The sequence below is a fragment of the Archangium lipolyticum genome (assembly GCF_024623785.1).
Lineage (GTDB): Bacteria > Myxococcota > Myxococcia > Myxococcales > Myxococcaceae > Archangium > Archangium lipolyticum.
Genome location: NZ_JANKBZ010000042.1, coordinates 63469 through 86471, shown reverse-complemented (window position 1 = coordinate 86471; position 23003 = coordinate 63469). Strand labels below are relative to the sequence as shown.

General features: G+C 70.3%; 20 protein-coding genes. 9 read left to right on the top strand and 11 right to left on the bottom strand.

From position 1 onward, the window contains the following. The 5 genes from NR810_RS46885 to NR810_RS46865 form a co-directional block, all read right to left on the bottom strand. The coding region (locus NR810_RS46885; RefSeq protein ID WP_257462258.1) for an IS4/Tn5 family transposase DNA-binding protein at positions 1-505 on the bottom strand (505 nt) is incomplete at its 3' end. 96 nt (positions 506-601) lie between these two features. Continuing rightward, a complete protein-coding gene (locus NR810_RS46880) occupies positions 602-1525 on the bottom strand; it encodes a beta propeller repeat protein (protein WP_257462256.1) in 924 nt (307 codons plus the stop codon). A gap of 49 nt (positions 1526-1574) precedes the next feature. Beyond that, positions 1575-2333, bottom strand: coding sequence for a hypothetical protein (locus NR810_RS46875; protein WP_257462254.1), 759 nt, complete (start codon positions 2331-2333; stop codon positions 1575-1577). Between the two features lie 155 nt (positions 2334-2488). Next, positions 2489-3430 carry a metallophosphoesterase gene (locus tag NR810_RS46870; RefSeq protein WP_257462252.1) on the bottom strand — a complete coding sequence of 314 codons (942 nt, stop codon included), beginning with the start codon at positions 3428-3430 and terminating at the stop codon, positions 2489-2491. Beyond that, positions 3427-3858 carry a DUF3995 domain-containing protein gene (locus NR810_RS46865; protein ID WP_257462250.1) on the bottom strand — a complete coding sequence of 144 codons (432 nt, stop codon included), beginning with the start codon at positions 3856-3858 and terminating at the stop codon, positions 3427-3429. The genes NR810_RS46870 and NR810_RS46865 overlap by 4 nt, the downstream gene beginning before the upstream one ends. Positions 3859-4007: 149 nt before the next feature. Between NR810_RS46865 and NR810_RS46860 the strand changes: the two genes are divergently transcribed. The 5 genes from NR810_RS46860 (at position 4008) to NR810_RS46840 (ending at position 8444) form a co-directional block, all read left to right on the top strand. Continuing rightward, the gene (locus tag NR810_RS46860) at positions 4008-4475 is read left to right on the top strand and encodes a ferritin-like domain-containing protein (protein WP_257462249.1); all 468 of its coding nucleotides are present in this window, start codon (positions 4008-4010) and stop codon (positions 4473-4475) included. A 147-nt stretch (positions 4476-4622) separates the two neighbouring features. After that, complete coding sequence (gene amrS, locus NR810_RS46855; RefSeq protein WP_257462248.1) at positions 4623-5696, top strand: AmmeMemoRadiSam system radical SAM enzyme; 1074 nt, start codon at positions 4623-4625, stop codon at positions 5694-5696. A gap of 95 nt (positions 5697-5791) precedes the next feature. Next, positions 5792-6427 (top strand): LuxR C-terminal-related transcriptional regulator, encoded by a 636-nt coding sequence (locus tag NR810_RS46850; protein ID WP_257462247.1) that lies wholly within the window; start codon positions 5792-5794, stop codon positions 6425-6427. A gap of 190 nt (positions 6428-6617) precedes the next feature. Continuing rightward, the gene (locus tag NR810_RS46845; RefSeq protein WP_257462246.1) at positions 6618-7514 is read left to right on the top strand and encodes a S1C family serine protease; all 897 of its coding nucleotides are present in this window, start codon (positions 6618-6620) and stop codon (positions 7512-7514) included. A 15-nt stretch (positions 7515-7529) separates the two neighbouring features. Then, on the top strand, positions 7530-8444 hold the full coding sequence (locus tag NR810_RS46840) for a S1C family serine protease (protein WP_257462245.1): 915 nt from the start codon (positions 7530-7532) through the stop codon (positions 8442-8444). Positions 8445-8453: 9 nt separating this feature from the next. On the opposite strand, the gene NR810_RS46835 is transcribed toward NR810_RS46840, so the two are convergent. The 5 genes from NR810_RS46835 to NR810_RS46815 form a co-directional block, all read right to left on the bottom strand. Further along, the gene (locus NR810_RS46835; protein WP_257462244.1) at positions 8454-11153 is read right to left on the bottom strand and encodes a hypothetical protein; all 2700 of its coding nucleotides are present in this window, start codon (positions 11151-11153) and stop codon (positions 8454-8456) included. A gap of 95 nt (positions 11154-11248) precedes the next feature. Further along, positions 11249-13978, bottom strand: a complete 2730-nt coding sequence (locus NR810_RS46830) for an IPT/TIG domain-containing protein (protein ID WP_257462242.1) — start codon at positions 13976-13978, stop codon at positions 11249-11251. An 81-nt stretch (positions 13979-14059) separates the two neighbouring features. Next, positions 14060-15655: a caspase family protein gene (locus NR810_RS46825; RefSeq protein WP_257462241.1), complete on the bottom strand. Its 1596-nt coding sequence runs from the start codon at positions 15653-15655 to the stop codon at positions 14060-14062. Further along, positions 15652-16413, bottom strand: a complete 762-nt coding sequence (locus NR810_RS46820; protein ID WP_257462240.1) for a DUF4384 domain-containing protein — start codon at positions 16411-16413, stop codon at positions 15652-15654. Before NR810_RS46820 ends, NR810_RS46825 begins: the two co-directional genes overlap by 4 nt. Then, positions 16410-16895 (bottom strand): RNA polymerase sigma factor, encoded by a 486-nt coding sequence (locus NR810_RS46815; RefSeq protein WP_257462239.1) that lies wholly within the window; start codon positions 16893-16895, stop codon positions 16410-16412. The genes NR810_RS46820 and NR810_RS46815 overlap by 4 nt, the downstream gene beginning before the upstream one ends. A gap of 184 nt (positions 16896-17079) precedes the next feature. Here NR810_RS46815 and NR810_RS46810 point away from each other — a divergent pair, with 184 nt between their 5' ends. After that, the gene (locus NR810_RS46810) at positions 17080-17712 is read left to right on the top strand and encodes a hypothetical protein (protein ID WP_257462238.1); all 633 of its coding nucleotides are present in this window, start codon (positions 17080-17082) and stop codon (positions 17710-17712) included. Positions 17713-18106: 394 nt separating this feature from the next. Here NR810_RS46810 and NR810_RS46805 read toward each other — a convergent pair whose 3' ends face one another. After that, on the bottom strand, positions 18107-18793 hold the full coding sequence (locus NR810_RS46805) for a Crp/Fnr family transcriptional regulator (RefSeq protein ID WP_257462237.1): 687 nt from the start codon (positions 18791-18793) through the stop codon (positions 18107-18109). A gap of 329 nt (positions 18794-19122) precedes the next feature. Here NR810_RS46805 and NR810_RS46800 point away from each other — a divergent pair, with 329 nt between their 5' ends. The 3 genes from NR810_RS46800 to NR810_RS46790 all read left to right on the top strand — a co-directional run bounded on the left by NR810_RS46800 (position 19123) and on the right by NR810_RS46790 (position 22993). Then, the gene (locus NR810_RS46800; RefSeq protein WP_257462236.1) at positions 19123-19647 is read left to right on the top strand and encodes a hypothetical protein; all 525 of its coding nucleotides are present in this window, start codon (positions 19123-19125) and stop codon (positions 19645-19647) included. A 134-nt stretch (positions 19648-19781) separates the two neighbouring features. Next, positions 19782-21032: a hypothetical protein gene (locus tag NR810_RS46795; protein WP_257462235.1), complete on the top strand. Its 1251-nt coding sequence runs from the start codon at positions 19782-19784 to the stop codon at positions 21030-21032. 2 nt (positions 21033-21034) lie between these two features. Further along, complete coding sequence (locus NR810_RS46790) at positions 21035-22993, top strand: serine/threonine protein kinase (protein WP_257462234.1); 1959 nt, start codon at positions 21035-21037, stop codon at positions 22991-22993. The last annotated feature ends 10 nt before the right edge of the window (positions 22994-23003 follow it).

The window sequence follows — 23003 nt, the reverse complement described above, 5'->3', positions numbered from 1 at the left end:
TGTAGCGCGTCTCCTTGTCCTCCAAGGAGCGTTTGTCCGCGGGCTGCTCGCTGCTGTGCTGACGCCCCCAGTAGCGCTGGCCTCCTATTCCCAGCGGCACCCCCTTGTCGCTCAGCAGCAGCGCGCTTACCACCTCCAGTCCCCTGGCCTTGCTCTTGTCCGTGCCCACCGGACCAAAACCCTTGGACAGCTGCTTGTTGCGCGCCGCCAGCACATTCAGTGAGCAACCGTCCGTAGCGGCCAGTACCAGCGGCCCCCTGGCACGCCCAAATGCCGCCTCCCCTGCCGCGCTCGTCATGTCCCCGGCCTCTACCTCTTCATTCTCCAGCAGCCGGTATGCCCCCTGTCTCCCTGGCCCTTGCTCCCACACCTGCGTCAACTTGCCCGCCGGCTTCTGCACCGCCTGCGCTGCCATGTCGACCAGCCGCTGCGTACGTCTCTCGTCCCCGAGCTGCGCCTGCCCAAACTCCTCGTGCGCCCACAGCGAAGCTACTGCTGCCGTCATCTCCTTCCTCATGACTCTATAAGTCATGGAATGCGGCGCACCATTCCCCCGGTTGGCCAAATGTGGCTAATGCTCAGCTCCGGGAGGGGGGTCGCCTCACCCCACGCGGCCGTAGACGGCACCGCGGACATCCACGCCCAGACCCCACTCGCGGCCGGCGATGTCCACCTGGGGCCCGATGGGCAGCGAGTGGTTCGACCACGTCCGCCCCCCGTCCTCACTCTGGTGCAGGGCCAGGTCGGTCCCCTTGGACGGGTCCGCGCCCCGGGTGAGCAGGCGCAGCACGCCCTCGGTGGCCACGAGGCGCAGCGGCTCACGGCCCGCGGGGAGCGGCTCCAGCCAGCGCACCTCCGAGCCCTGACGCTCGCCCACCCGGGCCTGCCCCTCCACCACCGCGGCCACGAAGGCCCCGTCCACGTCCACCACGCGCGCCGCGCCCACGTCCACCTGGCTCCAGGTGGCGCCCCCGTCCGTCGTGACGGAGAGGCCACGGCCCAGCAGGGCCACGCCGCCCTCCACCCGCCGCAGCCGCTCGGTGTGCGGGTTGCGCTCGCCCTCGAGCTCCAGCTCCGTCCACGTGGCGCCCCCATCCGCGGTGCGCCCGAGGAACCAGGCCCCCAGCACCCAGACCTCCTGCGCGCTGACGGCCAGCACCTGACCGAGGCTCGGCGCGCCCACGGGCCCGCGCGTCTGCCACTCGCGGCCACCATCCGTGGACACCAGCAGGTGGTAATCCGACCCCGAGCCCGAGGGCTTCAGCGTCGCGCCAATGGCCACGCTCAGCGCCCCGTCGCAGTCCAGCGCCTGCACCCAGCCCGGGCCCTCCCAGGTCCTCGACACGGACCCGGCGGCGACGCGATGGATTTGAGCGCGGCGGCCCTTCATGCGCTCCAGGAGGCTGCCAGCGGGTGGCTCCACCACCGCGCCGATGAGCCCGAAGCCCTCACGGCTCGCCGCCACCGCTCCGATCTTCAAACCCTCGGACAGCTCTCCCAGCCTCTCCCAGTCTTTCTCCGGCACGCGTCAACCTCGGATGTCGAATGCGGGGGCGAAGATGCCAGCCCGCCCGCTACCAGGGAAGTGAGAGGTGGGGCGGCTTGATGATCGGTGGCCACGACGGCTTGATGTCCTTCCACAGCTCCTCGAGCGACTCCTTGGCCACGTTCGCCGCGTCCTGGGGCTTCATCTTGCCGAGCGCCACCGCGACCTGACGCAGGCCGTCCTTGGTGAACAGGTCCTTGAGGTCCGGCGTGGTGCCAATCTTCAGCAGGTCCTGCGCCGGCAGCTTGTAGAGGCCGGACTGCACGTAGGCATCCGGGTGCGAGTCGTAGGCGAACTTCTTGAAGGCCTCGGGGTCGCGCTCGAGCTGGGCGAAGCCCACCGGGTCCTCCATCCGCTTGGTCTCGATGGAATCCTGCAGGGCCTTGAGCGTCCGGTCGCGCCATGCGAGGCCCTCGGGGGTCAGGTCCTTGGGCCCGAGACTGGAGAAGCGGTCGCAGTACTTCTGCCCGTACTCCAGGTAGTACGAGGGCGGCGTCATCCCCGGGTTGCGGCGCACGAAGTCGTCGTAGCGCTGGCGGTAGTAGTCCTTGGTGCCGGTGGGAATCTCCGCCGGGAGGTTCCGGGCGGCGTTGCTCCGGGCCGTGCCCCCGGTGGAGGCCGTCGGGGTCGGGCGGGGCGCCTCGAAGGTATCGGCGGAGCGGGCCGGGGCCGCCGACGAGGAGGTGGCCGGCGAGCGGACCGTGTTCTTCTGCGGGGCGACGGGCTTGGGCTCCGGCTGCGGCACCTGGGTCCGGGCGGGGGGAGTGCCGGGGCGGCTGATCCTCATGATCTCTTCCTCGGGATGCGTCCGGCACTGAGGACTTCAGGTCAGGCCAGGGGGGACAAGCGCGATTATCGCGAGGACCCGCCGGAAGTTTCCACCCGGGTGCGGAAAGTACCGTGGGTACGATTCGTGGAAACCGAGGGTGTAGGTGTCAGGCCTCACGGCCCGCCGGTGCCCACCAGGTCGATGACGGCGATCTCCGGCCGGCAGAGGAAGCGGATGCGAGGGGCATGGGGCTCGACCCCGACGCCCCGGCTGACGAAGAGGGTCGTCTGGCCCACCTCATGACGGCCCATCTCGTACTTCTTGTCGAAGCGGGACATGGTGAGGATCGCACCATAGAAGGGCAGGCGCACCTGGCCCCCGTGCGTGTGGCCCGCGAGGTAGAGGTCCGGCCCGAGCGGAGCCAGGTCCTCCACGAGGTCCGGCGTGTGATAGGCGACGAGCCGGAGGCCCTCGGGGTTCTCCCGCAGACACGTGGCGACGCTTCCGGCTGCGCCGTAGGGAGCACCACAGAGCACCAGCCGCCCGTCGGCGGCCCGGAGGGCCTCGCTTCGCAGTTCCTCCGCGACGCCGCCACCGAAGAGGTCCAGCGCGCGCCAGTACCAGACGTCGTGGTTGCCCCGGATGGCGAAGCGGCCGTAGCGCGTCTGGATGCGCGAGAGCACCTCGCGCAAGACGGGGAGCCCGGCCTCCGAGTTGAGGGAGTCCCCGGTGAAGACGAGCAGGTCCGGCTGGAGCGCGTTGACCTCGTCCGGCAGACGCGTGAGCGCCCTCGTCCAGCCGTCGACGTGGAGATCCGAGAGGTGAACGATGCGCAGCTTGCTCCCCTCGGGCAGCCTGGGCGTCCGCACCTCCACACGGGTGACCTGGAGCCAGTCGGCCTCGATGGTGAGCGCATACACGAAGCAACCCACGCCGATGAGCAGGAGACCGATGAAGAAGACAGCGGCCCTGCGCGTGGCTCGCGAAACGGACCGCTTGCGCAGCTTCGCCAGGAGGAGCTTCACCCCCAGGAAGAGCCCTCCGCAGCACACGAAGGCGATGAGCAGTGCGAGGAGCGCGAGCCGCAGTTCCTGTGCCCTGAAGGCATCATTCATGGAGAACCATTCGCGAGGAAGGCGCAGGCCGCCGACAGCGCGGCGCACAGGGGCGAGTAGAGCCACGTGTCCCAGGTCGCGAAGCGGGTACCCCGGACGCGCTTGAAGAAGCCCACCTGCCGGAACTCGCCCACGGCGCGCACTCCGAACACTCCCGCGAGCACCCAGGTCCCCAGCGTCACCAGGCCCCAGAGCATCGTGTCCTGAACGAGGCTGGCCAGCGCTCCGCGCAGCAGCATCACGGCCGCCGCGGCCAGCAGGAGCCCCGCGACTCCGAGCGTCATCGCAGGCGAGGGCGTGAAGGCCCGTGCGCCCTCCTCCTCCGGCAGCACGGCCGACGCCGCCCAACGCCCTCCAAACGCCCAGTAGACGTGGAGCAGGGACAGCAGGAGAAACACCGCGCAGACGAACAGGGTCACCAGGAGCATGGCAGTGAGGCCCAGCCTACCCGCTCGCCGGGCGGGCGGCCTTCCAGAACGTAGGGAAGTGTCCGCCCGGGCAGCTTGAGCCCCCTCCCTTCCCTCCCCAGCTTTCGGCGGCGCGGAATCCTCCGCGCGGCTTCAGGAGGACGGCAGGCATGGCGGCGATGGACCTGAACAAGATGATCGACCGGCTCAATGAGCTCATCGCGCTCGACTTCGACGCGGTGGGGGCCTACGAGGCGGCCATCAACCGTATCGACGTGGAATCCCTGCGCATGAGCCTGCGCACGTTCCAACAGGACCACGAGCGCCACATCCGGGACCTGTCCCGGGTCGTGCTGACGCTGGGGGGCAAGCCGACGCAGAAGCCGGACCTCAAGGGCTTCATCCTCAAGGGCTTCACCGCCGTCACCTCGATGATGGGCAACGAGGCCGCGCTCCAGGCCATGCGGGGCAACGAGGAGCTCACCAACCGCACCTACCGCGCGGCCCTCGAGTTGGAGTGGGGCGACGAAGCCCGCTCCATCATCGAGCGCAACTACTCGGACGAGCAGCGGCACCTGGCCTTCATCGAGGCCGCCCTGCGCAACCGCATCTGGGAGCAGGGCACGGTACAGCCGTAGGCCACGCGAGGCGCCGGGCCAGGGTCCGGTACCCGGCCGTCCGGCGGCCCGGCGCGTGGCGAGCGGTCCCGAGCGGGACGGCTGCCCGCTCCCCCACGTGTTCCCTCTCCATGGGTGGCGGGAGACACCCGCCCCCGGGGAGGGAGCATGAGAGAGAGCGAACACCCCGCGCGCTGGTGGCATGCGTTGGAGGATGGACGCATCCAATGCGACCTGTGCCCTCGCGACTGCAAGCTGCACGAGGGGCAACGGGGCATGTGTTTCGTGCGGCAGCGCACGGGCGACCAGATGGTGCTGACCACCCATGGGCGCTCGTCGGGGTTCTGCGTGGACCCCATCGAGAAGAAGCCGCTGACGCACTTCCACCCGGGCAGCAGCGTGCTGTCCTTCGGGACGGCCGGGTGCAACCTGGCGTGCCGCTTCTGCCAGAACTGGGACATCTCCAAGTCGCGCGAGATGGACCGGCTCACCGATGAGGCAAGCCCCGAGTCCATCGCCCGCGCAGCCGAGGCGTACGGCTGCCGCAGCGTGGCCTTCACTTACAACGACCCGGTCATCTTCGCCGAGTACGCCATGGACGTGGCGGACGCGTGCCATGCACGCGGCATCCAGACGGTGGCCGTGACCGCCGGCTACATGCACGCCGAGCCGCGCCGCGAGTTCTACGCCAAGATGGACGCGGCCAACGTGGACCTGAAGGCCTTCACCGAGGACTTCTACTTCCAGCTCACGGCCGCGCACCTGAAGCCCGTGCTGGAAACACTCGAGTACCTCCACCACGAGACGAGCGTGTGGCTGGAGATCACCACGCTGCTGATTCCGGGGAAGAACGACTCGGACGCGGAGGTGGGCGCCATGAGTGAGTGGTTGATGAAACACCTCGGGCCGGACGTGCCGCTGCACTTCACCGCGTTCCATCCGGACTACAAGCTGAGGAACATCCCGCCCACCCCGCCGGCCACGCTGCGCCGGGCGCGGGAGATCGCTCGGAAGGCGGGGCTGCGGTACGTGTACACGGGCAACGTGCATGACCCCTCGGGCGAGACGACGTCCTGCCCCGGCTGCGGCACGGCGCTCATCGAGCGCGACTGGCACGAGCTGCTCACGTACCGGCTCACGGAGGAAGGCAGGTGCCCGGACTGCGGCACCAGGGTTCCCGGACACTTCGACGCGAAGCCCGGAGACTTCGGACGCCGCCGCTTCCCCGTGGCAGTGATGTGACCCGACTTCCCCTCTCCCTCCGGGAGAGGGACGGGGTGAGGGTATCGCGAACCCCGGGTTGAACCCGTGGAGTCCCACCGTTAGGCATTGACGCCGTGCTGGACTCCGACGCCACTCCCGTCCGTGTCGTCCTCATCGCCGAGGACCCTCTCGCCCGGGGTGCGCTCTCCCGAGCCCTCGTCGAGCAGGGCGGCGATATCGTCGTGCTCCTGTCCGGCACCCTCGCCGAGGTGGAGTCCTCGCGCCCCGAGTCCACTCCCGATGTCGTCCTGTGGGACGTGGGCCTCCACCCGGCGGACGGTGCACGGCTCGATGCCCCCGAGCTCGGTGCTCCCGTGCTCGCGCTCGTCCCCGATGAGCCCTCCGGGGAGGGCGCGCTCTCCGCGGGCGCTCGCGGGCTCCTGTTCCGCGACGTGGCCCCCGCTCCGCTGCTCGCCGCACTCCGGGCAGTGGCCCGGGGGCTCTCCGTGTTCGATCCCGCGCTCTCCTCCTTGCGCGCGGCGCCTCGGGCATCGAGCCCTACCTCGGGCCAGGAGACGCTGACGCCTCGTGAACGCGAGGTGCTCGCGCTGCTCGCCGAGGGCCTGTCCAACAAGGCCATCGCGGACAGGCTCTCCATCAGCGAGCACACCGCCAAGTTCCATGTGAATGCCGTCCTCGCCAAGCTCGGTGTGCAACGGCGCACCGAGGCTGTCGTTCGGGCCGCTCGCATGGGACTCGTGACCCTCTGATGGCGGAGTGGCAACCCGGGGGATTCCATACCCTCACCCCGTCCCTCTCCCAGAGGGAGAGGGGATGGGTGTGAGCCCTGTTCCTCCAGGGAGGGGGACCTACCCATTTGGATGGGTCGGGAGCCATCCGTCTCGCCGATGTGCGGCTCGCTCGTGCCTTTTAGTTTTTACGGCGAAAGGAACGCCCGAAATGTCCGTCGACCTTCACGCCCTCTCCCAATCCCTCGCCTCCATCGTCGAGCGCGTCGCTCCCAGCATCGTCCGCGTCGAGGCCCGCCGCCGCCACGGTGCCACCGGCATCGTCTGGAGCGCCGAGGGTCATATCGTCACCACCCACCACGCCATCGAGCACGAGGGCTCCATCTCCATCGGCCTCTCCGATGGCCGCTCCGTCTCCGCCGAGCTCGTCGGGAGAGATCCCTCCACGGACCTCGCCCTCCTCAAGGCCGATGTCTCCGGCCTCACCGCCCTGGCCCCCACGCCGCTTCAGGAGCTCAAGGTGGGCCACCTCGTGCTCGCCCTCGGCCGCCCGGGCCGCACCGCGCGCGCCACGCTCGGCATCGTCAGCGCGTTCGGCGAGGGCTGGCGCACCTTCGCGGGTGGCCGCATCGACCGTTACCTGGAGACCGATGCCGACCTGCCTCCCGGCTTCTCCGGTGGCGCGCTCGTGGACGCACAGGGCCGCTTCCTCGGGCTGCTCACCGCCGCCCTGTCCCGCACCGCCGCCGTCGCCATCCCCGGCGAAACAGTCTCCCGCGTCACCCAGGCCCTCCGGCAACACGGTGGCATCCGCCGGGGCTACCTCGGCGTGGGCGCCCACCCCGTCCGGCTGCCGCAGGGTCTCGGGGCCCGCGTCGGGAGCGAGGGCGGACTCATCCTCCTCACCGTCGAACCCGACGGCCCCGCCGACAAGGCCGGGCTGCTCATCGGCGACGTCCTGGTGAGCCTCGGAGGCCAGCCGCTGCACAGCATCGAGGAGCTGCTCGGCTACCTCGGCGACGAGAAGGTGGGCACGCAGGTGCAGGCCCGGGTGCTCCGCGCGGGCGAGGTGCGCGAGCTCCCCATCACCATCGGCAAGCGTTCGTGAAGGGAGAGTGAAGCCATGAAGTTCCTCCAACAGTTCTCCGACGAGCTCGAAACCCTCGTGTCGAAGGCGGCGCCCGCGGTGGTGGCCGTGCAGCACGCGCGAGGCCATGGCACCGGCCTCTTCCTCACCCCCGACGGCTACATCCTCACCAACCGCCACGTGGTGCGCAGCCCGCGCCAGCTCACCGTGGAGCTGCACGATGGCAGCGAGGTGCGCGCCGAGCTCGTGGGCGCGGACGCTCCCACGGACCTCGCCGTGGTGCGCACCGAGCAGGGCTCGAAGTTCCCCACCCTTCCGCTCGCGGATCCGCATGACGTGCGCGTGGGCCAGCTGGTGATGGCCATCGGCAACCCCTTCCGCCTGGAGCGGTCCGTGTCGATGGGCGTGGTGAGCGCCGTCAACCGCACGCTGCCCCTGCCGGACGGAGTGGTGCTCGAAGGCCTGTTGCAGACGGACGCGGCCATCAACCCGGGCAACTCGGGCGGGCCGCTGCTCAACATGCGCGGGCAGGTGGTGGGCATCAACACCGTGGTGCTGCCGTACGCGCAGGGCATCGGCTTCGCGGTGAGCGCCACCACGGCGGCCTGGGTCGCCAGCCTGCTCATCCAGCGCGGCAAGGTGGACCGGCGCTTCCTCGGCATCGCCGCCACCGCCATCAACCTGCCGCCCGAGCAGGCCCGCGACACGGGCCAGCCCCGTGCCGTGCGAGTCCTCAAGGTGGGCGAGGGCTCGCCCGCGGCCGACGCCGGTCTCGAGGCGGAAGACCTGCTGCTGGGAATCGACGAGCGGCCCGTCACCAACGTGGACGACGTACAGCGGTTGCTGGCGCTCGCCTCGGCGCCCGAGGTGAGCCTGAACGTGCTGCGCAAGGGCCGCCGCCGCACCCTGCGGGCCCGCGCCGCCTGGCGCGAGCACAGCAAGGCGGCGTGAGCGTCCCTCTCACGGCAGGACGCGGAAGAGCAGCGGCAGCGAGGTGCCACCTCCAGGTCCGGGGGTGTGCACCACCACCGTCGCCTCGCCCGCGGTGGCCAGGGCCGAGGCGGGCACGGTGGCGACGAGCATCCCCTCCTCCCACCGCGTGGGCAGGGGCTCGCCGTTCCACCGCACCACCGAGGCCGCGTGGAAGCCCGAGCCCCGTACCCGCAGCGGGAAGGAGGCACTGCCCACGGGCAGCCCGGCCGGGCTGAGGCTCAGCGTGAACGGCACCGGCCGCTCGAGCGTCACGTGGAGAAGTGCCGGCAACGACCCACCACCGCCAGCGGCCGGCCTGGCCAGACCCACCGGGACGGTGCCCGCGGTCTCCAGGTCGGCCCCTGTCACCGGGAACATGGCGCGAATCGAGTCATTGAACAGGCTCACGCTCCGCTCGGCGCCCTTCCAGCGAGCCACCAGTCCACTCACGGGCGAGGAGCCGCTCATGTAGCTCCTGGCCCCGAGGACTCCCCACAGCACGAGGGACCGGGACTCGAGCGGTGCCCATTCCCCCACCGACAGGACACCGGGAGAGATGGACTGGAGCAGCGGCTGGCGCGGGGGCATGACGCGGAGGAACAGCGGCGCGCTCCACCCTCCATAGGGCGTGAACACCCGCACCTCCAGATTCCCCGCGGTGACCAGGTCCTCCGCATCCAGTTGCACGGTGAGGCCCGTCGCCGACTGGGTGAGGGGCACCTTCTCCCTGAAGCCCACGCGCACCACGGACTCCTTGCTGAAGAAGGGACCCTCCGAGCCACTCTCGATGTAGAGGCTCACGGGCTGCGCACCCGCATCGAGGACGGAGGGATGGAGCCTGGAGGCTCTCCACGCGTTGGAGGCGACCACGGGAAGCCTGTACGGCTCGCTCGTGCCTCCGCCGGGCTCGGGGTTGGACACGGTCAGCTCACCGGCTCCGGACGTGGCCAGCAGTCCGGCCGGCACGGTGGCGCGGAGCACCGTCTGCTCCAGCGAGGAGAAAGGAGGCGTCTCGCGTTGGAAGGTGCTCTTCAGTGCCACGCCGTTCCACCGGACGATGGACGCAGGCTCGAAGCCATACCCCCCGAGGGTGAGCTCCACGTCTCCGGAGCCCGCCGGGAGCCACCCGGGCTCGGCCCAGGTGAGCAACGGAACCTCGTGCCGCGAGTCGATCTGGAACATCAACGGCAGGGACGTTCCGCCGCCAGGAGCCGGGTTGGACACGGTGACCCGGGCCTCGCCAGGAGTCTGGAGATCGGCGGCGGTGAGGGAGACACCCAACCTGTCCGGCGTCTCCGCCTGGAACGAGGTGGCGCGCTCTTCTCCGTTCCAGCGCACCTGGGACCGCGGCTGGAAACCCGACCCGTACACGGTGATGACCCTCGCGCCAGAGCCCGCGCTGACGACGCCGGGCGAGAGCGAGGAGACCACCGGCGTGGGAGCGGACGCGGAGACGACGAAGCCCAGGGACTGGGACTCCTTGCCATCCTCGCGGAGCACGGAGATGCGTGCCGTGCCCGCGGTGGACAGGTCCTCCGCGGTGATGTCGGCGACGAGCTGGCCATTGCCATGGAACCAGGTCGTCCGCGCGCTCCCGTTCCAGAGCAGCGTCGAGGACGACGTACCGAAGCCATCTCCGAACACCTCCAGCACCAGACCGGCGCTCCCCTGGACCGCGCGTCCCGGAGACAGCTCCCGCAGCACCGGGCCCGACTGGACGAGGATCTCGAAGGAGCCCGACGTTCCTCCACCCGGCTCCGGGTTGTGCACCGTGAACGCGCCCCGTCCAGCGGTGGTGAAGAGCTCCGGCGGGAGAAGCGCCGTGAGCACGCCCTCGTTCGTCCGCGAGGACTCGACCCGGTTCCCGTTCCAGTACACCTGCGAGCCGTCCCGGAAACCACTCCCCTGGAGGGTGAAGGAGACGGGATGGGTGAAGGTCGTGTCGTTGGCGGAGACGACGCGAGGCCACACGTCATCGAGGCGCGGCTCGGGATAGCGCACCGGGAGCTGCACGAAGCCCGACAGCTGCGGCCATGGCCCCAGGTCGTTCTTCACGGACAGCGATTGGAAGCCGCCCTGCTGACACCTGGACCGCTCGACCTGCACGAGCAGCTCCTGGTTGCTCACGAACGTGGTGGGCAGTGGAATCCCCCCCAGGTAGATGACGGTGGAGGCCCGGTAGAAGTTCTTCCCGAGGATCCTCACGGGGGTGAGCTCGTCCTGGCATCCAGAGGGAATGGACCCGGGCACGAGCTCCGAGAGAACGGGAGCGGGGATCGAGAGCCCGACGCTTCCGGAGTCACCGCCGCCGGGGGAGGGCGTGAACACGTCTACCCCACGATTCGACCACTCCGCGAGCTGCGTATGAGTCAGGCTCGCGGTGAGCCGGGTCTCACTCACGTAGGTGGTGGGGAGCGCGCTCGATCCCAACCGGATGACGGTCGTGGGAACGAAGTCCCGGCCTGTCACTGAAATGGTGACGGTGTGGCCCTCCGGATCGTCGTAGGAGAGCTCCGCGGAGTCCATCAACGGACGCGGATTCCCCTGGGGGACGTCGCCCCCCGCGTCCGTTCCACTGCCCCCGCCATCCAGGCCTGGCGTTCCGCCGTTCCCGTTGCTCAACCCCGGCCCGCAGGCACAGAGCACGACCGCCAGGGCCCAGGCCCCCAGGTGATTCCAGACTCGCATCGACGACATCCCCTCGCTTGGATTTCAGCGTGTTGCCTCCAGAACCCCGGAGGCGGAGGGAATGCGCAAGGTTTCCCGCGTGGCACGCCGAACGCTCAGGGATACACCTGGAAGACGAGCGGCAGCGAGGGGCCACCTCCGGGCTCGGGCGTGACGACCCTCACCCGCGCCTCGCCCGGCTGCGCCAGCACCGAGGCGGGCACGGTGGCGACGAGCGTCTCGCCTTCCAACCGCGTGGGGAGGGACTCGTCATTCCATTGCACCACCGAGGCCGCGTGGAAGCCCGAGCCACTCACCCGCAGCGGGAAGGACGGGCTGCCCACGGGCATGCCAGCGGGCCGCAGCCCCTGCAGGAGCGGCACCGGCCGTTCGAGCGTCACGTGGAGGAGCGCCATCAGCGACTCGGTCTCTCCCACTGCGGAAGGCTTGGACAAGCGCACCTGCACCGAGCCCGCGGTACGCACGTCGGCCGCGGTCACGGGAATCCGGGCATCGTACCCGGACGAGTTCAGGCTCATGCTCCGGGCCGTGCCATTCCACAGCACCTGGGTGTCCGGCGGCCGGTACTGGCTGGAGTAGTGGGCGCCAACGAAGTTCTCCCCGTGCACCCGCAGGGCACCGGAGCCGGTCTCGCCCCACTGCCCCACCGAGACCACACCGGGAGAGATCGTCCCGAGCCACGGAGTACGCGGGGGGACGATGGGGAAGGGCCTGGGAGCACTCAGCCCCACCCCGGGTGTGAACACCCGGACCTCTACCTTCCCGACGGAGGCCAGACGCTCCTTCTCCAGATGCACGGTGAAGCTGCCCTCGTCACGCCGGGAGGGCACGAGCACTTCGCTCCCCCACTGCAAAACCGAGTCCTTGGTGATGTGGGAGTAGGACCACAAGTTATTCACGTCGAGGTACAACTCCTGGGTCCCCACCTCGGCGGAGGCCGGGGACAGCGGTACCCCCCACTCGCCGGGCGCCAGGATGGTGAAGGGCACCGGGTCGCTCAGCCCGCCCCCGGGCTCGGGATTGAGCACATGCACCTCGGCGGTCCCGGGACTCGCCAGCCGCGAGGCCGGCACACGTGCGGAGAGACGTGCCTCCTGGACGCTGGTGGTGTCATAGGTGGTGAGCCAGGTCGGCAGTGTCTCTCCATTCCAGAGGATGACGGACGTGGGCTCGAAGCCATACCCCACGAGGGAGACCTCCGCCTCCGGAGTGCCCGAAGGAGCCATCATGGTGCCGGGCGAGCTGATGACCGGAACGGCGAGGCGTGGCTCGATTCGCAGCAGCAGCGGAAGGGACGTTCCGCCCCCGGGGCCCGGGGTCACCACCGTGATCCTGGCCACTCCGGCGCTCTGGAGGTCCGCGGCCGACAGGGAGGTCCTCAGGGTGGTCGAATCCACGAAGGTGGTCACACGCTCCTCGCCGTTCCACCGAATCCGGGAGTCCTGGTGGAAGCCGCTGCCGTACACCCAGAGCGTCCTCCAGCCACTGCCCGCGGAGAAGACGGCGGAAGAGAGGGATCGGACCACCGGCGCGGGACGTTCCTCGGAGACGAGGAAGCCCAAAGGAGGGGAGACCTTCCCATCCCTACCCACCACGGTGATCCGCGCCGTGCCGGGCAGGGTCAGGTCCGCCGCTGGAATGTCGGCCAGGAGACGACCTCCGTAGGGGTGGAGCCTGGTCGTCCGCGCACGCCCGTTCCAATACACCGTCGAGGCGCCATCGAACCGCTCCCCCGACACCTCCAGGGTGAAACCAGCACCTCCCAGCTCCGCACTCGAGGGGATCAGCTCATGAACCACGGGGCCCGAGTGGATGGAGATGCGGGTGGGGCTCGACGTGCCCCCGCCGGGAGGAGGGTTGTGGAGCGTGAGCTCGCCCTGGCCGCTGGTGGCGACGAGCTCCGGAGGAAGCACCACCGAGATCGACCCATCGCCGTTCCAGATGTAGGAAACCCGGGCGCCGTTCCAGCGCACCTCCGTGCCGGTCCCCCGGTGGAGCAGGCCCGTGCCCCACAGGGAGAGAAGGACATTGCCCTCCGACGGCGTGCCCGCGTCCACTCCCGCGTCCGCTCCTCCGGGCTCGAGGGCTGAGATGACGCGCGGCCAGACGTCATCGATGACCGGCTCGGGGTTGCGCACCTCGAGCGCCACCCGGGCCGACGACCGCGGCCAGACGGAGGGAGTGTCCACGTACAACAGGTGGGTGCTGGCCGAATAGCAGGCCGACCGTTCGAGCCGCGCGGTCAGCTCCTGATTGCTCACGAAGGTGGTGGACAGGGGGAGGCTCCCCACGAACGACACGACGGAGGTCCGCAGGAAGTTCTTCCCGAGCACCCGGACGGAGATGGGCTCTCCGGTCTGCTCGCAGTCGGCGGCGATGTGGCCGGGCACGAGCTCCGAGATGACCGGCGAGGGCAGCGGGATATAGACCCGTTCGGACAACCCTCCTCCGGGAGCCGGTGCGAAGACCTGAACGGCACCATTCATCACCAGGTAACGGAACGAGGCGCTCGGGAACGTGGCGGTGAGCCGGGTCTCGCTGAGGTAGGTGGTGGTCAGGGGCTGCCCTTCCCAGTGGATGATGGAACCGGGAACAAACCCCTGCCCATGGACGGTGAGGTTGAGCGTCTCCCCATCTGGATCCGCGTAGGTGAGCTCCGAGGAGCGCTCCACCACCGGTGCCGGGATTTCCTCCGGGGAGACGCCCGTGTCCGGATTGCCCCCCGTTCCCCCATTGCCCGCATCAGGGTTCAGACTCAATCCCGGTCCACAGGCACAGAGCACCACGGCCAGGACCCAGGCCCCCAGGTGATTCCAGACTCGCATCGACGACATCCCCTCGCTTGGATTTCAGCGTGTTGCCTCCAGAACCCCGGGGGTGGAGGGAATGCGCAAGGTTTCTCCGCGTCAGCGCAGCACGAAGGCCAGGCCAAGCCGGCCGCTGGGGATGAGTTGCGAGGACGTCGGCCCGTCCTGACGCTTGAGCAGGGTGATGGGGGCGTGCACCTCGGCCAGGGCCAGGACACTGTCCGACAAGGGCCACCGCACGCCGATCCAGGGACCGAGGCCGGGGCTCACCAGCCAGCCGATGACCTTCTCCCCCGAGGTCTGATGGATGAGCTGCCCCACCAGCGCCATGCCCAGATAGGCCTGGAAGCGCTCCCCGGGCCTGCCCAGCACGTTCCAGCGCAGACCCAGCGAGAGCTGGCCCACCGTCTCACGAACGTCTCCGGCTCGGAGGCTGCCCAGCTCGAGCCCCACCACCAGCCGGAGCGTTCCCCTTCCCGTATACGAGAGGTGGCCCAGCGGCATCAGTGCCCCGCCGAGCGAGGCCGTTCCGCGCATGCCCGCCCCCAGGGCCAGCTCCGAGCCCTCGATGAAGGACGCCACCGGCGTCTCCTGTACGGGCGCTTCCGGTACGGGCGCCTCCAGCTCGGGCTCCTCGCCCTTGGCGCTGGCCGCGATGGCCGGGCCCGCCTCGGCGGGAAGCTCCTCCCACCGGAGCTGCTTCGCCTCTCCGGCGCCCACGCGCACACGGGCCCGGTGGAGCTTGCCGCCACGCCACACCTTCACCGCGTACTCGCCCGGTGGCAGGGCCACCTTGCGCGGAGCGCCCGCGGGCAGCTCGACCAGGACCTGGTCGCGCAATATCTGGATGAGGAGCGCGCGCTCGAAGCCCTCGGGCAGCTCCAGGGCCGAGCCCGGCGTGTGCACCTGGGTGAGCACCAGGTCGCCCTGTCCCGAGAGCCGGTAGTCGTAGGCCGGGTGCTGGCCGCCCGTGAAGGTGTTGGAGGTGGCGGTGACGGTGCACGAGAATGCGTACTGGTAGGCCTCGGTCAGCGTCACCTGCCCGTCGCCCGAGGCATCCGCCGCGCCCCGCAGTCCCGACACCAGGTGATGGGTGAAGAAGGAGCCACCAATCTCCTTCGACTCCAGCGACACCTCGTCCTCCGCGCTGGAGGTGAGCAGCACCTGCCCCGCGCTGGCGACGTCGTCCGCGAGCTTGATTTGAAACGCCGGGCCGGGCGTGCCGCCCTTGGCGCGCAGCAGCGCACCGCTCCTGCAGCTGTCGACGACGGCCAGCCGGACCTCGGCGCCCGTGCGCTCCAACCACTCGCGGAGCGCGGTGAAGGTGAGGCGCTCGCGGCCCAGTTCGAGCGCCACCCCATCCGAGTGCCCGGAGAAGTAGAAGAGGAGGACGACGCGAGTGCCCGGCTCGCCACGCCAGGAGGAGATCCTCCGGGTGGCGAGGCTCAACGTGTCGCGGAGCTGTGCCAGTCCCTTGCCCTGGAGGAGGAAGAGGTCATCGGGGGCCACGTCGCCCAGCTCCGTGAGGACGCGGGCCATCTTGCCGGCATCGGCCTCCGCGAAGCGCAGCGGCGGCCGCTCGCCACTTCCCACGTTGTTTCCCACGAGCACGGCGACGCGGCGGGTGTCCGCGAGCGCGGGCGAGCCCGCCAGCAGCGCGGCCAGGACGGGGAGCAGCAGGAGTCGCGAGCTCATGGTGTGGCTTTCTCGAAGAGGAAGGAGGCCTGGTCATCGGCCTCGACGAAGAGGCGTGTGGAGGCGCGGATGGCGGCCGGGCCACCGGATCCTATCTCCTCGAGCGCGGCGCGCACGGTGGTGGCCTGGAGGGGCTCGCGGGAGAAGAGCGCGAAGAGCCGCTCCGGCCCAGGCGCGGCGTCCAGGATGATGCTGTAGGGGAGCGCCACCGCCTCGCCGGTCTCCACGGGACCGCTCTTCAGCCCGTTGAAGGGGTAGTAGATGCTCGGCTTGCCCGCGCCGTCGATGGAGACCACCATCAGGTACGGCAGCCCGCCGGACTCCACCTGGAAGCGGATCTGATCCATCGGCGCGAGCGGCTCGCCCTCCCCGGCCTTCCACACGCGCTCGTCACGGTGCACGAAGACCTGGAGCGTGGCCCCGCCCTTCACGGCCAGGTCCGGCGCCTCGTGCACGGATTCACGCGGCAGCACGAAGAAGACGGCGAGCCCGGCCACCGCGAGCACGGGTGCCACCCGGGCGAACAGCGCGCCCCAGCGGGCCCACGGCGAGGGGCGCCACCGCGGATCCGCGAGGTGATGCGGCAGCACGTGGCGGGTGAAGTGGGCCTTCAGGGCGGCGTTCTCCTCGGAGCGCTGGCGGCACGTGGCGCAGGTGCCGAGGTGCGCCGCCATCCGCTCCTTCTCCGGAGGAGGGAGCGCGTCGAGCGCGAGCGTGTCGAGCTCCAGGCTCGAGAGATGGGCCTGCGCGGGATTCATGCGTCACTCCTCCTGGCGAACTTGTGGGCGTTCTTCTCGAACTCGGCGAGCCGGTTGACGACGGTGCGGCGGGAGACGCCGAGCACCTCGGCGACCTCGTCCTGGCCGAGTCCCTCCGCGTGGTAGAGCCACGCCACGGCGGAGACCTTCTCGGGAGCGCGGGCGATGAGCCGGCGGGCGAGGTCGGCGTCGAGGAGCACCTGCTCCAGGTGGGAACCTCCGAGCTCGGGCAATTCGGCCACGGGCTCGGCGCGGCGGCGGCGGTTGCGCACCTGGTTGAGACAGTAGTGGGTGGCGACGCGGTAGATCCACGCGAGCGCGTGCTGGTTGTCGGCCGCCTTGTCCAGGTGCTTGTAGAGCCGCAGGAAGGTCTCCTGGGTGGCATCGGCCGCCGCGGCGTCGTCGCCCAGGATGCGCCGGCAACGGGCGTACAGCGTGGGCCCGTAGGTGCGGTAGAGGGCGGTGAAACGGTCTGGGTTCATGGGCCTGCGGCGGTGCTCCTACATGAGCTGTCGCCGGTCCAACACCGCCCCCCGGAAAATCGCGCAAGAAATCTTCGGGGCCCGCGCGAGGGCGAGCGTGGCGCGACCGACCGCCTGGTCCCCTGCCTGCCCATTTGCAGGGGCTCCGATGCCCACCAGCTTTCCCGCGTCCAAGGAGGAATAGATGACGAGAAAGCTGATCGCTGGTGTGGCGGTACTCACCCTGTGGGCCGGGAGCGCTCTGGCGCAGGAGCGGAAAGAGGCCAACGCGGACATGCGCGGACTGACCGTGCAGCTCGGCGGCGGCGTGGAGGGCTACACCAACGCCCTGGCATCGGACATCAACCCCGGTGTCGCGTACGGGGCGACCCTCATCCTCAAGCCCACCAAGGTGCTGGGGCTCGAGGTCGGCTACTCCGGAGCGGCGAACAACTTCGACCGCGACTCGGTGGCCGCCTCGGGGACGACGAGCGGCCCGGACATCATCCGCAATGGTGGCCAGGCCGTGGCCACCGTGGGCCTCACCGCCGCCCCGCTGCAGCCCTACGTGCTGGCCGGCCTCGGCTTCAGCCACTACAACGTCCGCGGCAGCGCCCCGGGCTTCCAGGATGACAACGTGGGCAACCTGCCGGTGGGCGCGGGGCTGCGCCTGTACGCCGGCAACTTCACCGCGGACGCGCGCATCAACTACAACGTCCTCTTCGACCAGGAGTTCGCGGGCCGCGTGCCCGCCGCCGACGTCTCCCTGCCGGTGGGCGAGACCTTCAGCAAGGGTGGCAGCTACACGGGCACCCTCAACTTCGGCGCCACCTGGTGAGGTGAGGACAGGAGGGGGACAGGTCTCGAGCACGAAACCGTCCCCCTGTCTGTGAACGGCTTCACACCCCCTCAGTGAGGCGATTCACATCCCCGGCCCCCCCTCTCGCGGTACTTCTTCTCCTGGGAACGGGGACTCGATGCACGTCGGACCCGAACACCAGACCCGAGGTGCGAGCGGAGTAGAGCCCGCACGAAGCGACCGGGGCCATGTCCTGAGGGGGGATGGCCGGCAGGGCGCGGGGAGGGTGGAAGGGTCCGACACGATGGCCACGCCGGGGGGCATGGCCTACCGTCCAAGTTCCCAGGGAAGGAGAGGCCACGCTGGGGGGCGCGGCCTCCGCCCATGTTTTCGGGAGTCGAGACCGCGCGGGGGGCGCGGGCTCCTCCCCATCTCAGTCCACCACGTCGCGGCGCAGCCTCTCGGGGTCCGCCAGGGTGATCTGCCCGTTCTCGTACGAGAGCAGCCCCTCGCGGGCGTAGAAGCGCAACCACTTGTTGGCGCTCTCCCGCGTCACCCCGCACAGGTTGGCCAGATCCGCCTGGGTGAGCTGCTTGGGGATGACGATTCCGCCGCTGGCGCTCGGCTGTCCCTGCGTCCGGGCCAGGTCCAACAGCACCCGCGCCAGCCGCGCGCGCGCGTCCAGGAAGGCCGAGTCATGCACGAGCTGCGTGACGCGCCGCACCATCTGGCTGAGCACCGCCAGCAGCCCCATGGCCACCTGCGGGCGCTCGCTCAGGAAGCGCCGGAAGTCCTCCTGGTGGAGGCTCAACAGGTGCGTCTCCTCGCGCGCCACCGCGTCCGTCGAGCGCGGCTCCCCGTCCAGCAGCGCCAGCTCTCCGAAGGCATCCCCCCGGCCCAGCAGCGCCAGGATGACCTCCTTGCCCTCCGCGGAGCTCAGGCGGATGGCCACCTCGCCCTTGCGCACGATGAACAGCGCCGTTCCCACATCCCCCTGGTGGAAGATGACCTCGCCCTTGCTGTAGCGCCGCTGCTGCAGCAGCGCGGAGAGGGTGTCCAACTCCTCGCTGGCGAGGTGCTCGAACATCGGGACGTGAGCCAGCAGCTGCGAGAAGGACATGGAAGTACCTCGGCATCCGGAACGGGCGAAGCGGGCGAACGCCGGAAGTCTCCTCCTCGCCGTGCCCGGGTCAAAACCTTATCGGATCCTCCCCACGAGCCAATGCCCGCTTGCTTGCACTCCTCTCCTGCCATGGGGGCGGACACGGTCACATTGACCATCATGTACCCTTGCGGAATGATGCGCCGAGGGTGTAACGCCAAGCTCGACACGCGTGGATGCCCCGGCAGTGTTTCTCGAAGCGTGATGAGCGAATGACCGCAGAGGCTCCCTCGGCCGCCACGGCCTCCCGTCCCCAGTGCCCACGTTGCGCGACGGTGTTGCCCGCCGTGAGCCAGGGTACCCAGGTGATACGTTGTGGGGGCTGTGGTGCCGCCTTGCAGGTGAGTGTGCGTCCCGTGGAGCCATCGGCGCCCCCCATCCCGGCCCCCACCGCCGACGGTCCGGGAGTGGCGAGGCCCCGCCGCCGGCCCATGGTGGAGGTCCCCGGCCCCCGGCGCGTGGAAGCGGAGCCCGCTCCAGTGGCGCCCGCGCACACCATCACGGTGGAGCTCTCGCAGCGGGACATCGACTACGAGCCCGAGCCCGAGCCAGGGACCGCGCCCTCCACCCCCGCCCCAGCGCGTCCGCCGACGCCCACGCCGGCCCCCACCCCCCATGCCGACGTGCCCTGGTTCGCCGAGGACATCGAGCGGCTGCCAGAAACCAACGTGGACCTCGGTCAGCTGGCGCTGGAGTCCTTCGAGCCCTACCCGCCCCTGTCCCTGAGGCCCGACATGCCCCCGTCCTCCCGGACCGCGGCGGCGCCGTCACGCACGCTTGGTGTGCCAGCGTCTCATTCACAGGTGAAATGACAGCAATCCAGCAGGCTGGTCCTCTGACGGCCAGGCCCACGGACCCATGACGCCCGGGAGGGGTGGGTGGGGTATCATGCCCCTGGCGCGCGGTTCGACGACGGCACGCATCGAGGAGGGAGCGGAGGAGCGTGATGAGGAACGCAACCAGCATGGGGTCATCCGCGGACGCCTCGGCGGACCTCCAGGGTGCGAGGCAGGGCTGCATCGAGCTGGGGCGACAGGCCGAGAGCATCGCCGAGTGGGTGTTCCCCCTGTTGCGCCAGGCGACGCAGGAGCTCAACCGGCTGGAGACGCAGCGCGACGAGCTGCGCAAGGCGACGGGGGCCCGTGAGACGCCGCCGACCGTGCTGTCCAGGCTGAACGATCGCATCGAGGACCAGGGCCAGAACGTCAAGCGACTGGAGCGGGCCAGCCGCGGGCTCAAGGAGCTCATCTCCGGGCTCGGCGGGCTCGGCGAGCAGCTGCGCAACGGGCTGTCGCGCCGCGACGAGGAGCAGCGCGAGCAGGAGGCCATCGCCCGCGAGGAAAAGCGGATGTGGCTGCGCGAGCTGGAGACCCTGCGTGAGCAGGTGGGAGGACGGACGGGCGGCTCGGGCCCATCGGCCGCGCAGCAGGAGGAGTTGCAGCGGCTGCGCGCCGAGAGCGAAGGGCTGCCGAAGCTGCGCGCCGAGAGGGATCGGCTCGCCCACCGGGTGGCCGAGCTCGAGAAGGAGCTGGCGGCCCGCGAGCAGTCGCTCACGGCCAAGGAGCAGACCGTCGAGGATCTGCGCAGGATGATCGTCCTGCTCACCGGGGACTCGGCGGCGGCCTCCACCCCGTCCACGCCCACCGCGCCCAAGCCCGTCCCGGCGCCCGTCAACGTCGTCTCCCTCGGCGCCTCCAGCAAGGCCCCGGCTCAGGCTCCAGCGCCGGCCAGGGCCCGGTCCGCCGAGAGCCCGAAACCCCGGGGGGCCGCGACGATGTTCGGCAACAGCACCATGCAGCTGGCCGACAGCCTGCTGGAGACGCTGGGCGAGAGCGTCGAGAACACGCCGTACACCCCGCCGCCCATCTCCGTGGAGCCCCTGGCGCCCGAAACCCGCTCTCCGAGCATGGAGATCATGCTGGGCCCGCTCGATGCGCTCGAGGCGCCGCCGCCGGCGCCCCCGCCTCCCGTGCCCGCCCTGCCCCCCGTCCCGCTGGTGCCTCCCGTGGCGCCGCTGTCCGCCATGCCCAAGGCGAGCGCGCGGGTCGCGCCTCCGCCCCCCACCAAGACGCCGGCCCCTCTTCCGGGCATGGCCCAGAAGGTGGTGGGACGCCCCGGCACGCTCGTCATCAGCGAGGACATGTTCAACGACATGCTCGTCGAGGAGAAAGACCTCGGCGGACCCGGTAAGAAATGAGCATGGCGCCGTCGGGGGACACCACACTGCCCGCGCGCTTCGGGCGCTATGTGCTGCTCAGCCACCTGGGACGCGGTGGCATGGCGGACATCTTCCGGGGCGTGGCGCTCGGCGCGGGCGGCTTCGCCAAGCCCGTGGTGGTCAAGCGCGTGCTCCCGGAGGCCATCCAGCAGGAGTCCGCGGTGAAGATGTTCATCGAGGAGGCGCGGCTGTCGGCGCTCCTCCAGCACATGAACATCGCTCAAATCTTCGACTTCGGAGAGCAGCGGGGCGAGTACTTCATCGCCATGGAGTTCATCCATGGGCGCGACCTGCATGACCTGCTGCGGCGCGTGTCGACGCGGGGACAGGGCATCCCCGTGCACGTGGCCTGCTACATCGCCATGGAGGTGCTCAAGGGGCTGGACTACGCGCACCGGGCGCGCTCGGCGGCCGGCGAGCCGCTCCACCTGGTGCACCGCGACGTCAACCCCACCAACATCCTCCTGTCCTTCGAGGGGGAGGTGAAGCTGCTCGACTTCGGCGTGGCGCTGGTGGGCAACGCGGACACCACGAACAACGTGCGTGGCAAGCCGGGCTACATCCCCCCCGAGCAGCTCGCCCGGAAGAAGGCGGACGGGCGCGGCGACATCTTCGCCCTGGGCATCACCCTCTACGAGATGCTGGCGCGCCGGCCCGCCTTCAAGCCCGGCCCGATGATGGACGTGCTCAAGCAGACGGTGGCGCTCAAGGCGCGGCCGCTGCGGTTGCAGGACGCGTCCCCCTTCCTGCCGGAGCCGCTGTGCGCGGTGGTCAACCGGTGCATCCTCGCCAACCCGGACGAGCGCTTCCAGACGGCCGCCGACGCGCTCGACGCGCTCGATGAGTTCCTGCTCTCCGCTGGCCTGCGCGTGTCGCAGCGCGACCTGGCCGCGCTGATGGCCAACACCTACGAGCCCGAGGTGCGCACGCCCCCGGTGCAGCCGCCCATCCCCCAGGAGCTGCTGACGCAGGAGGCCCCCGCCGCGGTGGCCCCGTCCACCGCGCCCACGTTCGCGGTCCGCGAGCCGGGGGGAGGCCTCGCCCTCTCGAAGCTGGGCGAGGACGACGTGCAGCTCCTCTTCGCCGCCGGGAAGTTGTCTCCGAAGGCACAGGTGTCACAGGCCGGAGGACCCTTCCTGCCGCCCTCGGCATTCCCCCGCTTCAGCGCCGCGGCGGCCTCGGCCCAGGAGCGCCTCGAGGCCCGGCTCACCAAGGCTCCCCCGCCCCGCTACGCCGGGAACCTGACCCTGGCGCCCGCGCTCCGGGTGATGGCGCGGCTCATGCTGTCCAAGGCCACCGGCCGGCTCCACTTCGCCGACAACCACGCCCACAAGGAGCTCTTCCTCAAGGCGGGCCAGGTCATCGCGGTGCGCTCGAGCGTGGCCGCGGACCGCTTCGGCCCCTTCCTCCTCAACACGGGAAAGCTGACGGCGGAGCAGTGGCATCGGGCGGTGGAGAGCACGCGCCCCTTCTCCGGCCGGCTGATGGACGCACTGCTCGCCTCGCGGGTCCTCTCCCCGGCGGAGCTGGCCGAGTGGTCGCGCGAGCACCGGCGCACCGTGGCGCTCGGCCTGCTGGGCTGGACACGGGGCCGCTACGCCTTCTTCGAGCACGAGGCCCCCATCACCGACGGCTCCGAGGAGCGGCTGGGCGGACTCGCGCTGCTCAACGAGGGCCTGCGCGCGCACTACCCGCTGGAGCGGCTGGTGCGCGAGCAGGAGCCCCTGCGCCACAAGCCCCTCTTCCGCAACCTGGACGCGCCGGTGGCCGCCAGCGACCTGGCGCTCTCGGCCTCCGAGCTGCGCGCGGCATCACTGCTCAACAAGCCCGGAAATACCCTGACCTCCGCGCTTGCGGAACTCAAGCGTCCGGAGGATGAAGTAGCCCTGCGCCGCGTGGCGCTGCTCTTCACCGAGGTAGGGCTCCTGGCGGCGGCCTAGAGGAGGGCCA

Coding starts and splice junctions, on each gene's coding strand:
- NR810_RS46875 (WP_257462254.1), bottom strand. CDS start 2,333: ATGAGGATCAGCCGCCCCGGCACTCCCCCCGCCCGGACCCAGGTGCCG.
- NR810_RS46870 (WP_257462252.1), bottom strand. CDS start 3,430: ATGAATGATGCCTTCAGGGCACAGGAACTGCGGCTCGCGCTCCTCGCA.
- NR810_RS46865 (WP_257462250.1), bottom strand. CDS start 3,858: ATGCTCCTGGTGACCCTGTTCGTCTGCGCGGTGTTTCTCCTGCTGTCC.
- NR810_RS46860 (WP_257462249.1), top strand. CDS start 4,008: ATGGCGGCGATGGACCTGAACAAGATGATCGACCGGCTCAATGAGCTC.
- amrS (WP_257462248.1), top strand. CDS start 4,623: ATGAGAGAGAGCGAACACCCCGCGCGCTGGTGGCATGCGTTGGAGGAT.
- NR810_RS46845 (WP_257462246.1), top strand. CDS start 6,618: ATGTCCGTCGACCTTCACGCCCTCTCCCAATCCCTCGCCTCCATCGTC.
- NR810_RS46840 (WP_257462245.1), top strand. CDS start 7,530: ATGAAGTTCCTCCAACAGTTCTCCGACGAGCTCGAAACCCTCGTGTCG.
- NR810_RS46835 (WP_257462244.1), bottom strand. CDS start 11,153: ATGCGAGTCTGGAATCACCTGGGGGCCTGGGCCCTGGCGGTCGTGCTC.
- NR810_RS46830 (WP_257462242.1), bottom strand. CDS start 13,978: ATGCGAGTCTGGAATCACCTGGGGGCCTGGGTCCTGGCCGTGGTGCTC.
- NR810_RS46825 (WP_257462241.1), bottom strand. CDS start 15,655: ATGAGCTCGCGACTCCTGCTGCTCCCCGTCCTGGCCGCGCTGCTGGCG.
- NR810_RS46820 (WP_257462240.1), bottom strand. CDS start 16,413: ATGAATCCCGCGCAGGCCCATCTCTCGAGCCTGGAGCTCGACACGCTC.
- NR810_RS46815 (WP_257462239.1), bottom strand. CDS start 16,895: ATGAACCCAGACCGTTTCACCGCCCTCTACCGCACCTACGGGCCCACG.
- NR810_RS46810 (WP_257462238.1), top strand. CDS start 17,080: ATGACGAGAAAGCTGATCGCTGGTGTGGCGGTACTCACCCTGTGGGCC.
- NR810_RS46805 (WP_257462237.1), bottom strand. CDS start 18,793: ATGTCCTTCTCGCAGCTGCTGGCTCACGTCCCGATGTTCGAGCACCTC.
- NR810_RS46795 (WP_257462235.1), top strand. CDS start 19,782: ATGAGGAACGCAACCAGCATGGGGTCATCCGCGGACGCCTCGGCGGAC.
- NR810_RS46790 (WP_257462234.1), top strand. CDS start 21,035: ATGGCGCCGTCGGGGGACACCACACTGCCCGCGCGCTTCGGGCGCTAT.